The sequence below is a fragment of the Galbibacter sp. L-19 genome, from assembly GCF_056857615.1.
Genome location: NZ_JBSXNL010000057.1, coordinates 72,312 through 89,321 on the forward strand (window position 1 = coordinate 72,312; position 17,010 = coordinate 89,321).

The 17,010-nt window shown below is 32.0% G+C and carries 9 protein-coding genes and 1 other RNA gene; 9 read left to right on the forward strand and 1 reads right to left on the reverse strand.

Features of this window, described 5'->3' with window-relative positions; translation table 11 throughout:
• Positions 1-3: 3 nt before the first annotated feature.
• A complete protein-coding gene (locus AC13CQ_RS10885) occupies positions 4-1,695 on the reverse strand; it encodes a M23 family metallopeptidase (RefSeq protein ID WP_337901299.1) in 1,692 nt (563 codons plus the stop codon).
• Positions 1,696-1,966: 271 nt separating this feature from the next.
• Here AC13CQ_RS10885 and AC13CQ_RS10890 point away from each other — a divergent pair, with 271 nt between their 5' ends.
• From AC13CQ_RS10890 to AC13CQ_RS10930, 9 genes are all read left to right on the forward strand, one after another.
• Entirely contained in the window at positions 1,967-2,257 is a 291-nt protein-coding gene (locus tag AC13CQ_RS10890) for a hypothetical protein (RefSeq protein WP_040879817.1), read from the forward strand.
• A gap of 15 nt (positions 2,258-2,272) precedes the next feature.
• Positions 2,273-2,563: a cell division protein ZapA gene (locus tag AC13CQ_RS10895; protein WP_008615476.1), complete on the forward strand. Its 291-nt coding sequence runs from the start codon at positions 2,273-2,275 to the stop codon at positions 2,561-2,563.
• Between the two features lie 63 nt (positions 2,564-2,626).
• A non-coding RNA gene (gene ssrS, locus AC13CQ_RS10900) (6S RNA) lies at positions 2,627-2,755 on the forward strand.
• A 51-nt stretch (positions 2,756-2,806) separates the two neighbouring features.
• A complete protein-coding gene (rny, locus tag AC13CQ_RS10905) occupies positions 2,807-4,372 on the forward strand; it encodes a ribonuclease Y (protein WP_474506688.1) in 1,566 nt (521 codons plus the stop codon).
• 89 nt (positions 4,373-4,461) lie between these two features.
• Complete coding sequence (locus tag AC13CQ_RS10910) at positions 4,462-5,067, forward strand: outer membrane beta-barrel protein (protein ID WP_008615466.1); 606 nt, start codon at positions 4,462-4,464, stop codon at positions 5,065-5,067.
• Positions 5,068-5,545: 478 nt separating this feature from the next.
• A complete protein-coding gene (locus AC13CQ_RS10915; protein ID WP_474506689.1) occupies positions 5,546-6,715 on the forward strand; it encodes a hypothetical protein in 1,170 nt (389 codons plus the stop codon).
• 109 nt (positions 6,716-6,824) lie between these two features.
• Positions 6,825-7,970, forward strand: coding sequence for a lactonase family protein (locus AC13CQ_RS10920; RefSeq protein WP_474507659.1), 1,146 nt, complete (start codon positions 6,825-6,827; stop codon positions 7,968-7,970).
• A 510-nt stretch (positions 7,971-8,480) separates the two neighbouring features.
• Positions 8,481-12,650, forward strand: coding sequence for a hybrid sensor histidine kinase/response regulator (locus tag AC13CQ_RS10925; RefSeq protein WP_474506690.1), 4,170 nt, complete (start codon positions 8,481-8,483; stop codon positions 12,648-12,650).
• 1,187 nt (positions 12,651-13,837) lie between these two features.
• Positions 13,838-16,993 carry a SusC/RagA family TonB-linked outer membrane protein gene (locus AC13CQ_RS10930; protein ID WP_335587625.1) on the forward strand — a complete coding sequence of 1,052 codons (3,156 nt, stop codon included), beginning with the start codon at positions 13,838-13,840 and terminating at the stop codon, positions 16,991-16,993.
• Positions 16,994-17,010 lie beyond the last annotated feature (17 nt).

The following is a 17,010-nucleotide window of genomic DNA, read 5'->3' on the forward strand; positions in this document are numbered from 1 at the left end:
TGGTTACTTTTTATGAAAAACTGCTTTAAAAGTAGTACTATTTCCAACATTATCAGTTACAACTACTTCCAAATTATTTGCAGCATCCTTAAAATCAATATCACTTAAATCGTAAGTAAGAGAATTTTCTTTGTATTCGTACTCCATTAAAATCCATTCCCCATTAATAGTGGCTCTGTAGGAATTTATGCCGCTAAGGTCGTCGGTAATGTTTAGTTTTAAATAACGAAAATTAGAAAGCCATTGTCCATCTCTAAAGTTACTAGGTTTAACTACAGGAGCAACTGTATCTTTAGCTACTTTAAACTTTCCAAGGTCTCGGGTTCGAGTGCTTAATAAATCTCCTTTTCTGTAGGTGTATTCATAAGAAAGTCTGCCATCATCAGAGACATGTGCAATAAAAAGCTTGTCTTTATCGGTTTCATTTCTATTGCTAATATTCATACTTATAGTGTAATTGTTTTTTACAGGAACACTTTCATTATGAATAATAATGGCATCATCTTCTGTTTTTAAATTGATAAAAAGATCATGGTAGAAGGTGTTTTCAGGAAAAAATAAAGAAGCATTTCCTACCGAAAAGATATTATCTCGAGTCGCAATTAAATAATCTCCTTTATTTTCAGTATTTGATGTAATAGGGTTGGATAGTTCTTGTTTCTTCCCTTCAATAGGAATAATAATAGTACTTGTATTACCTGCAAAGTCCGAAACTTCCATGGTAACTTGGTAGGATAATCCATCATTTATAGTTATTACACCATCATCGTTTCTTTTCTTATAAATACTTAATTTATTATAAGGTTCGATATAGCATTTTTGAATTTTAATGCTGTTGTCAATATAAGTAGGATAATCTATCAAAGTGTTTATATAGCGACTTTCAGCAAAAGAAAAAGTTTCGAAATCGTATTCAAAATTTAAGGTGCCATTTACTGTAGTACATATTTTGTAAGCACCATTTTTATTGTATGCCATATCTAATTGGTCGTAGGTTTCTACGCCTAAACCAATGTTTCCAGAGGCATAGATTTTATCGGCCATATAAGTGCCATCTGGATTTTGTGTAAGTCTCAGTTCTTTTCTAGTATTCTCATTGTTAATAATGGCGTTATTTCCTACAGGATATGCGTGAACTCCTAGAATACGTGGCGCTTTGGTATCTTTTACATGGTACCCAAATAAAAGTGGATTTATAGGCTTTTCTAGTCCGTCACGAATCTCAAAATGCAAATGAGGACCACCGCTGCCTCCTGTATTTCCGCTCAAAGCGATTAAATCTCCTTTATGAACTTGAATTTCATTGGCAGAGGGAAAGAGTTCTATTTCGTAGGATTGATTTTTATATTGCTCTTCTTTAATATAAGCTTCAATTTCTGGAGCATATTTCTGTAAATGTCCATAAACAGAGGTGTATCCATTTGGGTGTGTTATATAAATGGCTTTTCCGTATCCATAATGTTGCACTTTAATTCTAGAAACATAGCCATCTGCAACTGCATACACGTTTAATCCTTCTCGTTGTTGCGTTTTTATATCCATTCCAGAATGAAAATGGTTGGAGCGCAATTCTCCAAAAGTACCTGCTAAAACAATTGGAATATCCAAAGGAGAGCGGAAATAATCTTTAGGATAGCTGTTTTGAGAATGTATAAATTGTGATATTAAAATAGTGCAAATTAATAGATAGCGCATGAAAAAATAGTTATGCCGTAAAAATAGTCAAATGTTAATTAAACATGAAAAAACTACGGTAAAAACGCAATTTTAATTATATTAGTATGATATAATAAATTAATCAAAAAAAACCAACGATATTTGAACCCTGAAGAATTACACTTTATAGATTGATATAAAATATAAGGTTTATCCTTCAAAATAGAATAAAAAAGAAATTTTTACAAACTGTTGTGAAGTACGTAAAGGTATGTTAACTTTGTAAAGATATGTGTTGAATATTGCATGTATGAGTGAGATTATAGAAATTGTTGATTCTCTGGAGAATAAGATTGGGAAATTGCTCAAGAAATTAGAGCAAGAACGTAATATCAATCTAAAATTACAAGAAGAATTGGCTAATTCGAAAAATGAGAATAAGGATTTAGCGCTTTCTGTTATTAAATGGGAAGAGAAATATGAATCACTCAAAATGGCAAATTCAATGCTTGGCAGTAATGAAAATAAAACAGAAGCTAAGCTTAAAATAAATACTTTAATTCGGGAAATAGATCAATGCATTGCTCAATTATCCGAATAAAACGTTCTAATTACAATGGGAGAGAAGCTTAAAATCAAAATATCGATAGCAGATAGGGTGTACCCGTTAACGGTGGCACCATCACAGGAGGAAGGATTACGCAAGGCTGCAAAGACTATTGATACATTGATTAAGCAATTCGAACAAAACTATGCTGTTAGAGACAAGCAAGATGTTTTGGCAATGTGTGCCTTACAATTTGCTTCTAAAGTAGAACAAGAAGGTATTGATACAAACAAAACAAGTGAAGAGATGGAATTGCGTTTAAAAAACTTAGACGCTATGCTATCAAAGCATTTGGGCTGATGATAAGATGTTCTTTTAAATAGTATAATGTTACTGCCTACATTGGTTGCATTTTTTTGACAAACTCAACAAGTATATATTAAAAAAGGTGAGTTCAAGTTGTAAAAGCAAGCCGCTCCTCTGATTAATTTCAGATATAGGACTGCGGATCCTTGATCAGTTTGGTAGCCTTAAACCTGTTTAGAGGAGTTTGTACAAAACTTCAATTACCAATGTAGGCTTTTTTTTTAAATATATGTAAAGATGGAGAATACTACACTAGTAATAATTGTAGGAATAATAGGGATTGCAGCTGGATTTGTGATAGCCAAGGTGCTTGAAAAGAAAAATGCAACTAAAATAATCTCAGGAGCTAAAAAAGAAGCTCAAAAGATTTTAAAAGAAGCTAAAACAGAAGGAGAAAGTATTAAAAAAGATAAGATACTTCAAGCGAAAGAAAAGTTTCTAGAGCTCAAAGCTGAGCATGAAAAAGTAATTATTTCTAAAGATAAAAAAATTGCTGAAGCTGAAAAAAGAACAAGAGATAAAGAGTCTCAAGTTTCTAACGAATTAGCAAAGAATAAAAAGCTCAATGCTGAAATAGATGAAAAGAATAAGGATTATGATTTTCGTTTAGATTTTTTAGATAAAAAACAAGCAGAAATAGAAAGGCTTCACAAAAGTCAGATAGAGCAACTTGAGGTTATCTCAGGGCTTTCTGCCGACGAAGCACGCTCTCAAATAGTAGAATCGCTTAAAGCAGATGCTAAGAGTGATGCTATGGCTTACATTCAAAATACATTAGAAGAAGCTAAACTTACAGCACAACAAGAAGCAAAGAAAGTTATTGTTAATACCATTCAAAGAATTGGTACAGAGGAAGCTATAGATAACTGTGTATCTGTTTTTAATCTAGAATCGGATGATGTTAAAGGTAGAATTATCGGTAGAGAGGGTAGGAATATTCGTGCTTTAGAATCTGCTACTGGGGTTGAAATTATTGTAGACGATACACCAGAAGCGATTATACTTTCTTGTTTTGATTCTGTAAGAAGAGAAATTGCCAGATTATCTTTACACCGTTTGGTAACCGATGGTAGGATTCACCCTGCAAGAATTGAAGAAGTGGTGAAGAAAACCAAGAAGCAAATTGAAGAGGAAATTATAGAAGTAGGGAAACGTACCGTAATAGACCTTGGAATTCATGGTTTACATCCAGAACTTATTAAAGCTGTGGGTAGAATGAAATATCGTTCTTCTTATGGACAGAACTTATTACAACACTCAAGAGAAGTAGCTAAATTATGTAGCGTAATGGCTGCGGAGTTAGGCGTAAATGCAAAAATGGCTAAAAGAGCTGGTCTTTTACATGATATTGGAAAAGTTCCAGAAACAGAAATGGAAACTCCACATGCTATTTTAGGAATGGAATGGGCAGAGAAATATGGAGAGAAACCAGATGTATGTAATGCTATTGGGGCTCACCACGACGAAATAGAAATGAAGTCTTTATTAGCACCAATTGTTCAGGTATGTGATGCTATAAGTGGAGCAAGACCAGGAGCAAGGCGTCAAGTTTTGGATTCTTATATCCAACGATTAAAAGACCTTGAAGAAATAGCTTTTGGATTTACTGGAGTTAAAAAAGCGTATGCAATCCAGGCGGGTAGAGAATTACGTGTTATTGTAGAAAGTGAAAAAGTAAGTGATGACAAGGCTTCTGAATTATCTTTTGAAATCTCTCAAAAAATACAAACAGATATGACCTATCCAGGACAGGTTAAAATTACTGTTATTAGAGAAACAAGAGCAGTGAATATTGCTAAATAAATATAGAAAATAATATTTAATACAAATAATATTTTCTAATTATAGAATATATGTTATATTAGTGGTATAAAATATAAACTTATACCATTATGAAACAAAAACTATTATTAGTGATTTTAATTACTGTTGTTGGAGTATATAGCTCTCAAGCGCAGGAAAAGGGTAAATTTAGAGTCGGCTTAGACTTAGGATACGCAGCTGCATCTGGAGGTGGAGGAATTTTATTCGACATTGAACCTAAATACAATATTGCAGATAATATGAATGTAGGTTTGAGAATTGCTGGTGCCGCCACAGTTAGAGAGGTGAATAATCAACAAGCAAAAGTAGCTACAATGTCCTCTTATTTAGGGACTTATGATTATTATTTTAATAATGGGAGTAGTACTTTCGCTCCTTTTGTTGGAGCAGGTATGGGATATTATGGATTAGCCAGTCTAGAGCTTGATACCGATAATAATGGAAGTGGTTCTTTTGATGTGTCTGGTAAATTTGGAGGAATGATTCGAGGTGGTGTTGAAGTTGGTAAATTCCGATTAGGATTAGAATATAATATAATACCTAAAACAAAATCAGAAGGTTTCTCATTATCTGAAGGTGGATCAAGCATAGAAGTAGATAGTTTTGAAGTTAAAAATAGTTACTTTGGAATATCTTTAGGTTTCTATCTTGGTGGAGGAAAATGGGGTAAATAAACTGCCTATGACTCCTATTAAAGGAAAATATTTCTTTGATAAGTAGCTATAGTTGTCCGATAAAAGCAGGCAGCGTTTATTGCGTTCCACATATATCAAGGATTAATAGAGGTTTTTTAAAATAGCCCCCTTGCTATTAATAAAAAGAGGAGTTTACTAATGTTATTTCTTTAAACTACTCATTTTTGATAGTTAAGATTTAGTCTTTGTTCTTCTTTCTTGCAGCGAAGCGGTCTTGTATTTTTTCTCGGACATTAATAATAAGTAGCCTTAAAAAAGGAAAATAAATTTTTAAATACTAAAATCAATCCTGTGGAAAAGCTTCACAGGATTTTTTGTTCTTTGTAGAAAAGTGTTGTTCTAATGAAGGTGTATTATGTGGAGTTTATTATTATAGGTTTTGATTGATTTCAGTTAAAATAAGTATCTTTAGGAAACAGTTTAAAAGAATCTACCTATTGAAATAAACCAAGCTTAGATGAGATTTAGAACTTATATTTCTGCTATTCTTATTTTATTTGTACTACAATCTTGTTCACTTTTAAAAATAGAAAGCGCTCAGGAACCATTAACTACGAGTCAGTTAAACTCTAGATTGCTAACACAGAGTTTTATAGCAGATGCTTCTGAAAGGGTAGAATGGGCAGCCGATAGTATTATCTATGAAGAAGCCGATTTTGAAATTCAGAAAAATGCTTATCGATGGAAATTAAAAACATTAACTTCTTATAGGGAAGTGGGGTTTCAAACAATGCCGCAATTGGCATTAGTAGATGCTTGGGCTCTTTCTTTAGCTATGGAAAACTTCTTAGTTTCAGATAAAGCAAGGCCTTTATTTGGAAAGTGGCAGCCTTATGTTGCTAACATAGCTCATACAAATTCAAATGCTATAGAGAAAAATGCCCGGAGTTTGTTAAGCGAAAAGAATTACAAGAAATTAGATGAGTTAGTAGAAAACTACGTTCAAAAAAATCCTATTTACGGACTAAACTTTCGTCATAAATCCATTCGCGATGCATATTTAGAGGCTAATAAAACTCCAGATAGTACGGCTTTAAAAACCGTTGGAACGCTCTCTGAAGTAATGACAAATTTTTCAAACAGACTGGTTTATACTTCAGAAAGTACTGGAAAGCAATTACAATGGAATACAGAATTGATGCTTCGGGAACAAGGAATAGACTCGGCTAGTCTTCAAAAAGCATTTAATAGTATGGATAATAGTTTGAATAGGTTAGTTACCACTGCGGAAACTACTCCAGAAATGCTTGATGAATCTATAAAAGACTTCCGGAGGGATATGCAAATTTTATTTTTAGGATTACATAACGACATAGAAAGTTCAAAAGTCTTTTTCTCTGAAGAAAGAGCGTCTATAGATACAATTATTGAAAGAGAACGGGTTGCATTAGATAGTATGGTGTTGAGAGAGCGGAAAGCACTTTCTAAAGAGGTAAATATTTTAGCCGAAGAGGCAATAAACAATACCATGACACATGTAAAAGATATTATAAGCAGTGTTCTGTTTTATGTAGTTTTATTTTTTGCAATAATACTTTTCTTACCATTTTTACTAGGATATTTTACGGGAAGAATTTTTCAAAAAAATAAAAACGATAAAGAAAACGAAGTTAGAAATTCTAAATAATTTTCTTTTAGATGGGAATCTTTTTTATGAACTCATCTTGACTTTTTGTAATTAAATACTAATAAATTGTATCTTTCCTTTTTATAAACATTCTAATTATTTAGCGGAAATGAAATTACTAAAAATAGCATTGGTAATAGTTTTATTAGCAAGCTGTAAGGACAAAGTAGAGAAAAAAGAAAATATGACAGCGGTAGATTCTCATAGTAAAATTGAAGAAAAAAAGGAGCAAAATTCCCCATTTTACGTAGGAACTTATACCAATGGCGAGAGTGAAGGGATTTATGAATATTCTTTAGCAGAAGATGGGAAATTATCTAAGGAGAAGCTTGTTGCTAAGACAGAAAATCCATCTTATTTAAATTTTTCTGCAGATAAAAAATATCTAATAGCAGCCAATGAACTAACAGAAGGGAAAGTTTCTTCATTTAAAATATTAAAAGATACATTAGAGTTTATAAATAAACAATCTTCTGGAGGAATGCATCCATGTTTTGTAGTAAGTAATGATGAAGGATTTGTATTGGCAGCAAACTATTCTAGTGGAAGTGTTGGCTTACTTAAACTAAAAGAAGATGGGAGTCTTACAGAATTATTAGATGTACATCAACATAAAGGGAAAGGAGCTAATAAAAGACAAGACGGTCCGCATGCGCACTCTGTATGGTTACAACCTACCCAAAATGATGTAATAGAAGTAGATTTAGGGACAAACGAATTATGGTTTTCTAAACTTAATTCCGAAACCAATAAAATAGAACCTAAGTCTAATGAGAAATTAGCAATAGCAAAAGGTGCAGGACCTCGTCATATGGCTTTTCATCCGAGTGGAAAGTGGGCATATGTTTTCGGAGAATTAAATAATACGATTACAGTTTTGGCAATAAATGAGGCTGGAGAGTTTAAAGTGGAAAGTACTATTTCAACACTACCAGAAGATTTTAAAGAAGAAAATACAGGAGCAGATATTCATATCTCTTCCGATGGGAAGTTTTTGTATGCATCCAATCGTGGACATAATTCAATTGTAATATTTAAAGTTAAGGATGATGGTAATTTAGAAGTTATAGGTCATGAATCTGTTAGAGGAGAAGGTCCGCGTAATTTTTCATTATCGCCAGACGAAAAATTTCTTTTAGTAGCAAATCAATATACAAACAATATAATTTCATTTAAAAGAGATATCAATAACGGACTATTAACATATGTAGATGAGATAAAGGCAGCAACACCTGTATGTATTTTATTTAAGTAGTTGTAAGAGTTTTATAAATATTTTATCATTAATGTGCGAGTAAAATATAAGATCGCTTTGCTATAAGAAAAAGAACAGAGACAAAAGACAAAGAACATAGAACATAGAGCATAGAATAAAGTGCAAAGACTAATCTAACTGTCATAAAATAAGCAGTTTAAAGGAGAGGTATTACTGAAGTCCTCTTTTTGTTCATTCTTATTAATAGCAAGGGGTTTATTTTGAAAACCTCGAAATGAATTAAATATTTTTGTTTAAATGCTTCGTGGGGTGCACCGATGGTGTTGATTAGATACGTATAAACCTTGAGATTTTTCTCAAGGTTTTTTTATGAAATAAGGAGATTTATACTCCAAATATTATTTATTAAATTAAGTTAAAAAATTATTTTATGATATTTTATATCGCATTAAAAAGGTTTTATTTTAAAATATAGGTATAAAAATTTAATATTTAATATTTTATGTTATTTTTGGTATTAACCTATGTACCTATTAATAAAAACCTAAAATGTCTAGAAAAGACTATTTTCTTTCCTGTATTGGATTCTTGTTGAATGTCTTTTTGTTTGCTCAAGAAGCAAATAAGAAGTTCAATTTTGTGAGTATGATGGAGGATATTCCCAAAGTAGGAATTTATCATATCAATCAAGACGACGATGGGTTTATGTGGATTGCTACCAACGGGGCTGGTCTCTACAGGTATGATGGAATAGATTACAATTCCTACAGATATATTTTAAACGATTCTACATCTCTTAGCAGTAGTGTAGTTTATTGCACATTTTTAGATAGTAAACATAGGTTTTGGGTAGGAACAGAAGAAGGTCTTAATCTATATAATCAAAATAATGATCAATTTTTAAGAATTCCAAACTCTAAGTTTGAAGCTACCTACAATAAGAGTATATCTGTAAGAAATATAATAGAAGATAAACAAGGAAATATTTTTGTAGGAACTTTTGGGGCGGGATTATTTAAGATTACTGGAGATGAAATTCTTCAGGTAGATAAAATTCAAAGCAGCAAATTAAATATAGATGTTCCAATAACCATAGAAGCAATTGCTATAGATAATGATGGTAAAATCTACACTGGAACTAATTTAGGAATACAAGAATACGATTCGAACAAAAGTATATTGAAGCCTACGTTGTTTTCAAAAGAATTATATGTGAAAGATCATATAAAATCTTTAATTATTGATGAGAATAATAATATTTGGGCTGGTGCTACCTCAAAAGGAATTTACAAGGCAAGTTATAAGGATAATGATACATATAGAGAGATAGAGCACTTTTCAGTTTCTGAGAATCCATTTTTTTCGATAACATCTTTAAAAGATGAAACTTTGTTGTTTGGAACTGAAAACGATGGGTTGTACCATATCAATCAGCAAGGAAAAATTTTAAATCATCATAAAGCAAGTAATAAGGACGAAAAGAGTTTATTGTCGAGCTCAATATGGTCTTTGTATCAAGATAAAGATAATAAAATATGGCTGGGCTATTATAATAAAGGAGTAGCGGTATATGATCCTCTGTATGATAAATTTAAAGGATTAGAAAGCTTATATAACAATCCTAATTCTCTTCAAGCTAGCTCTGTAACCTCTATTGTTGAGGATAAATCTGGTAAGATATGGGTAGGAATGGATGGTGGAGGAATTGATGTGATTGATAAAAAGAGTAATCAATACACACATATAAACACCTCTTTAAAAAGCAAGTATTCAGGATTAACAAGCGACTATATTCAAGCTATTTTTATAGATAGTAAAGAGAATATTTGGGCTGGAAGCTGGGATCAAGGTATTTTCTTTTTAAAGAATGGAACAAAACATTTTGTTAATAAAACAAAAGAGACTACAAATGGAGATTTACAATCTGATGTGGTGGTTAGTTTTGATGAAGACTCCAAAGGAACCATATGGATCTCTACTTACCATAGCGGATTACACTCTTACAATCCTACAACAGCTAAGTTTACTCATTATAATACGCCAGAGTTTCAGGAGAATGGAATTTCTAATAGTGATTCTTGGAAAGTTCTTGTAGACTATAAAGATAATATTTGGCTTGGTACTACAAATGGATTATTTAAAATAGTACAAAAAAGCAATGGGGCGTTCTCTATAAATTCCATGAAAGAAAAAATGGAGGAGAAATACCATAATGTAACTACAGCAAATCATATTCTTTCTTTATATGAAAGTAGCGATAAAAATATATGGATTGGAACAAAAGGAGCTGGTTTATGTAAGTATAACATAGCAAGTAACTCTTTTATTTGGTACAATAAGTTAAACGGACTAATATTGGAAAATGTTTGTGGGATTATTGAATGTAACAGTCAGAATATATGGGTTTCTGGGAACTCTGGAATAGTAAAAATAAATACTGAATTCAATGAATTTACAAATTTTACTGTTAATGATGGTTTGCTTTCTAATGATTTTAATATGAATTCCAGTTATAAAAATGCAAATGGAGAAATCTATTTTGGAGGCTATGATGGGGTAGATTATTTTAAACCAAATACTATAGATATTAATAAGAGTGAAAACTTTTTATACTTATCGGAATTGAAGATTTTTAATAAAAAAGTACTTCCAACTCAAGAGAACTCACCGTTAAATAAAATTATAACAGAGACCGATAGTATTTCATTAAACAGTAAACAATCTGTTTTTACAATTGAGTATTCAGGAATAAATTATACAAGACCAGAAAAAAATGAATATGCTTATTACTTGGCTGGTTATGAAAACACATGGAATTATGTAGGAGGTGTTAAAAGTGCCACTTACACCAACCTAGACCCTGGTAATTATATATTTAAACTAAAATCGTCTAATAACGATGGGGTATGGAATGCAAAGCCTTTAGAATTAAAAATAACCATTTTGCCGCCATGGTGGAAAACATCTTGGGCTTTAATAGGGTACTTAACTATATTTTTTATTGGATTGTATCTTTTAAATAAAGTAACCCAAAGTAGAATTCGTACCAAGCAATTGGCTAAGTACGAGGAAGAAAAACGTATACAAGAGCAAAATTTAAATGAGAAAAAATTTCAGTTTTTTACAAATATTTCTCATGAATTTAGAACTCCACTAACCTTAATAATGAATCCGCTTCATGATATTATGAATAATGAAAAGCTGCTTCTTCCAGAGGGAATTAAAAGTAAACATCGAATTATTCAAAAAAATACAGCAAGACTTCATAGATTGGTAAATGAGTTATTAGACTTTAGAAAGCTGGAGCTTAATAAAATTAGCCTAAAAGCCAAAGAATTTAATTTGGTTGATTTAACTCATGATGTTTTGAGCTATTTTAAGGAAGAGGCTCATGTAAAATATATCGACTTAGATGTTAGTACCGATGAAGAAGAAGTAATGGTTTGGGCAGATATTGATATGCTTGAAAAAGTTATTTTTAATATTATTTCAAATGCTTTTAAAGCAACACCAGAAGGAGGTACTATTAGTGTAGCATTGTATACTAAAGACGATCTGGTTACTTTTCCTTTGGTGAATGAGCATTATCAAGCAAAGGCAGTAGAGTTGGTAATTTCTGATACAGGAATAGGAATTCCTAAAGACGAGATAAGCAAGATGTTTGAACGTTTTTATCAAGTAGATAGTTTGAATAAAACATATTATGGAGGTACAGGAATAGGCTTAGAAGTTGTTCAAAGTTTTGTGGAATTACATAAGGGTAAAATTGAAGTAGCAAGTGAGGTAGAAGATGGAACTACCTTTAGAATTATACTACCAAAGGGGAAAGAACATTTAAAAGATGATGAGATTTATTCTGATGTGTATGAACAAAATAAATCTAACAAGAAATATTTACAAGCTAATATTCCTATAGAAAAAATAGAAGGGGATCAACCTAAAGAAGCTCTTCATCCATATTCGGTATTGATTGTAGAGGATAATATAGAATTGAGGAATTACCTTAAAAGTGAATTAAAAAACCATTATAGGGTACTTACAGCTAACCACGGAAAAGAAGGATACGATTTAGCTATAGAAACATTGCCAGATGTAATTATTACTGATGTAATTATGCCTGAGATGAATGGATTTGAATTGTGTAGATGTATAAAAACAGACATCAGAACCAGTCATATTCCATTATTAATGCTTACTGCAAAGGCAAAAATTGACGATAGAATAGAGGGAATAGAAATTGGTGCAGATGCATATATGGTAAAGCCATTTGATATGAGATTATTAAAACTTCGTTTGTCTCAACTTATTACCAGTAGGCAACTTATTTTTAATAAATATTTTAGCGCTATTAGCGATTTACCAGCCAATGCAAATACTACTTCTTTGGATAAAGAGTTTATTCAGAAAGCATTAAACTATATAAATCAACATATTGGAGATTCAGAAATAAGTGTGGAATCGCTTGCTTCTCATCTTAATTTAAGTAGAAGTCAGGTATATCGTAAAATAAAAGCTCTTACAGATCAAACAGCAAACGAGTTCATAAGAAATATCAGGCTTCATAAAGCTAAGGTTCTCATACAAGCAGGTAATACCAATATAAGTGAAGTTTCTTACACGGTTGGGTTCTCTACATCTTCTTATTTTACCAAATGCTTTAAAAATTATTTTGGGGTTCTTCCTACGCAAATAGAAGTAGAAGCAGATAAAGAGGAGTAATTTTGCTTCAGTATACATTTTTTAAACAAACTACAACTACTTTTATATAATCAATTATCAAGCCTTTACTATCTTAAGAAGGTTTAATTCCTTACAGCTTATCTTGAGTTTATCGAAGGGACTCTGCATTGAATCAATTGAATTTGTGTCTCTTAAATCCCTCATTGAGGGTTTTATTCCCCAGAGCCTGTTCTGAGTATATCGAAGTGTTCTACGTCGAAATGGATTAAAATATTTTTCCTTTGAATACTTCGTAGGCTTGCCTCGAGGTAGTTGATTACTTATAGGGATTGTTTTGAGAGAGTTGAATTTTCAATTTTTTGGGTTAATCTAAATACTCTGTGTTCAAATACCATTTAATTATTCTGTTTTATTAATGTCCGAGTAAAAATACAAAACCACTTCACTGCAAGAGAAAAGACTAAAATCTTAACTAGTACAAAATGAGTAGTTTAAAGAAATAACATTACAAAACTCCTCTTTTTATTCATTTTTCTTAATAGCAAGGGGGGGTATTTTAAAAACCTCTATTAACCCTTGATATATGTGGAATGCAATAAACGCTGTCTGCTTTTATCGGACAACAATAATTCTGTTTAAACTGTCTAGTGTTACAATATAGATATAAGTGTGTTTCTAGTAATAAATTATAGTTTTGAGACAGTTTTATCTTCATTTCAAAGGGAATATTTACGTGTACTACTTTTTTGAGTCTATAGCGAATAAAGCATAGTGATATTATCATATCATCTTTTTTTGTACTTAAATATTAAACATTTAATATTTATTAATTACTGATTTTGAATGTTTTATATGTGAATAGTAATAATGAAGCATTCTATGCAACATATGAAGCATACATCATTTCTACTACATCCCTTGCATCAAATTTAATATTGATTGCTTAATTCGTTCTACATTTTTTTTAATGTTTTGTTAACATTTACATAATGAAAAAAAGCTTTTCAAAGTTTAGCTGGAGAACCTTAAGTGAGATTCTATTAATAATAATCATTATTGGATTATTAGTCTTTTTAGTCTTTTTTGTTTTTTAACAAGTAAGGTACTCTTCATAATCCTTTGTATTGCTTTGATTAAAATCTAACTCAATTAACTTAAATTAATTAAAGATGATGCTAAAGTTTAAATTCGCGATTATTGTTTTGCTGCTGCTCTGCGCACAAAGCATGTTTTCGCAGACAAAAACCATTAGTGGTACTGTTACTGATGATGCTGGAATGCCTATGCCAGGGGTTTCGGTTATGGTAGATGGTACTAATAATGGTGTCCAAACAGATTTTGATGGGAATTACAATATTAATGAGGTAAGTCCATCAGACAAATTGATCTTTTCATATGTAGGTATGAAATCACAATCCATATTGGTAGGAGAACAAACTTCTATAAATGTAACTCTAGAGCAATCTTTAGAGTCACTTGAAGAAGTTGTAGTTGTAGGGTATGGAGTACAGAAAAAAGCATTAACAACTGGAGCAAATGTAAATGTTAAAGGTGAGGATATCTCTAAACTAAATACAGGTACAGCAATGGAAGCCCTTCAAGGGGTAACGCCTGGAGTTAGTGTTACTAGAAATAGTGGAGCGCCAGGAGCCGGAACAAAAGTTACAATTCGTGGTTTAGGGACTATTGGAAATTCTAATCCGTTATATGTAGTAGACGGAGTGGTTGTTGGAAATATAGATTATTTAAGTTCTGGAGATATTGAAAGTATTGATGTATTAAAAGATGCTGCTTCTGCTGCAATTTATGGTTCTCGTGCTGCAAATGGTGTTGTTTTAGTAACAACTCGTAAAGGGAGTAAAGCTAGACAACCACAAATTCATTATGAAACATATTATGGTTTCCAGAATATCTATAAAAATTTAAGTCCGTTAAATGCGCAAGAGTATATGTACATAATGGATGAAGGGCGTGTTAATGATGGATTAGCACCAAACGATTGGGAAAGTATAATTAAAAATAACAGTTGGTTAAATAATTCATATCCAGGACAATTAGGAACTCAATTAGGAGAAGATGTTTGGAGTATGCTTCAAAATGGATGGGAAGGAACCAATTGGATTGATGAAATGTCAACCAAAAATGCACCGATTGCTAATCACTCTATTAATATAACAGGAGGGAGTGAAGATATAACCTATTCTTTAGGGGCTTCTTTCTTTGACCAAACAGGGATTATAGGTGGTAATATTACCGATGCTGGTTTTAAAAGGTTAACCACAAGAATGAATACAGAATTTACGCTGTTTAAAAATGATCAACACAGTATTGTTACTGTTGGAGAGAATTTTACTTACACTCAAACAGAAAATAGAAGTGTAGCAACTGGAAATATTTATTGGAATGATTTGCACAATGCTTTGGTGCAACATCCTTTAATGCCAGCGTATTGGGCAGATTCTCCAGATCAATATGGATTTACGCCAACTATGGATGGAATTTCTAATAATTCGCATAATCCAATAGCAGTTATGTATTACAGGCATAATTATGCAAACCTTGGGAATAAAAATAATGCCATTGTAGGGAATGTATATATAGAGATAGAACCTCTTAAAAATTTAAAATTTAGATCTTCTTATGGAGTTAATGCATGGTTTGGTCATGGTCGTTCTTGGACACCAACTTATGCACTTGGAACTTTATATAGTAATGCTACAGACGGGGTTGCCCAAAATCAATATTTAGGAAATAATTCTACTTTAACAAATACAATTTCTTATGACCATACCTTTGGAGACCATAAGTTAACAGCTTTAATTGGTAATGAAGTTTATAAAAATGAAATCAATACAGAAGTAGGCGGAAGTATGGCAGATAGTAGATTTGGATTGCCAGAATACGCTTTCTTAAATAATGTAGATAAATCTGTAATTGGAGCTATTAATACTTATGGAGCCGATTGGGCTGCTGGAGGAGGAGGATTACTTTCATACATTGCAAGAGCACAATATAACTATAAAGAAAAATATTTGTTTTCTGCAACGATGAGAGCAGATGGGTCTTCAAATTTTGCTGAAGGAAATAGATGGGGATACTTTCCTTCAGTTTCTGCAGGTTGGATTTTAAGTGCCGAAAACTTTATGAAAGATTCTAATACTTTTATAAAACTTAGAGGAAGCTGGGGACAAAATGGGAATCAAAATATTCCTAATTTTTATTATAGTTCTAGTATAGCTTACTTTAACCCTGGTTATTATTTTGGAGATACAAAACCTATTTCTGGACCAACAGCAGCCCCAGCAATTGTTCCTAATCCAGATGTTACATGGGAAACATCAGAACAATTAAACTTCGGAGTCGATACAAGATTCTTTAATTCAAAACTTGCAATTACAGCAGATTGGTATAAGAAAAAAACAATGGACTGGTTAGTAAGAGCCCCTATTCAAGGTACAGCTGGAGCTGGTGCTCCTTACATTAATGGAGGTGATATTGAGAATACTGGTTTTGAGTTTATGGTGTCATGGAATGATAAGGTTGGAGATTTTTCTTATGGAGCTACTGTAACAGGAGCTTATAACAAAAATGAAGTGACTAAAATAGCAAATGCCGAAGGTATTATTACTGGGGAGCCACATATACTATCTCAAGGAACTGCTTATATTTCTAGAGCTGAAGTAGGATATCCAATAGGTTATTTCTATGGGTATGAAACCGATGGAATCTTACAAACTCAAGATGAGGTTGATGCGTATGTGAAGCCAACAGATGGAACTCCTTATTTTTCAGATCAACGTCCTGGAGATGTACGTTTTGTAGATCAAAATCAAGATGGGGTTATTGATGAATTAGATAAGAAAATGTTAGGGAATCCTAATCCAGATTTTGAATTAGGACTTCAATTAAATGCAGAGTATAAAGGTTTTTATGTCAATACAACCTTAACTGGTAAATATGGAATGCAAGTAATGCAATCGTACCGTTCTTTTGCCGATAATTTTGACCAAAATTATACTACAGATATTTTTGATCGTTGGCATGGGGCAGGAACATCAAATACGTTACCACGTTTAAGTTCTGTTTCTAATAGAAATACCAACTGGATCTCTGATATCTATATGCACGATGCTGATTATTTAAGAATTAGCAATCTAACAGTAGGGTTTAAATTAGGACAATATTTAAAGAATGTTGATTATATCAAGGAGATCAATATTTATGCTGCTATAAATAACTTATACACATTCACAGATTACGACGGAATGGATCCTGAGGTATCCTACGGAGGAAATGATAATACTGCTTGGGCTTCTGGTGTTGACTTAGGTTTATATCCATTACCAAGAACAGTAATGTTTGGATTAAGTGTTGATTTTTAATATATAAAAACGATAAC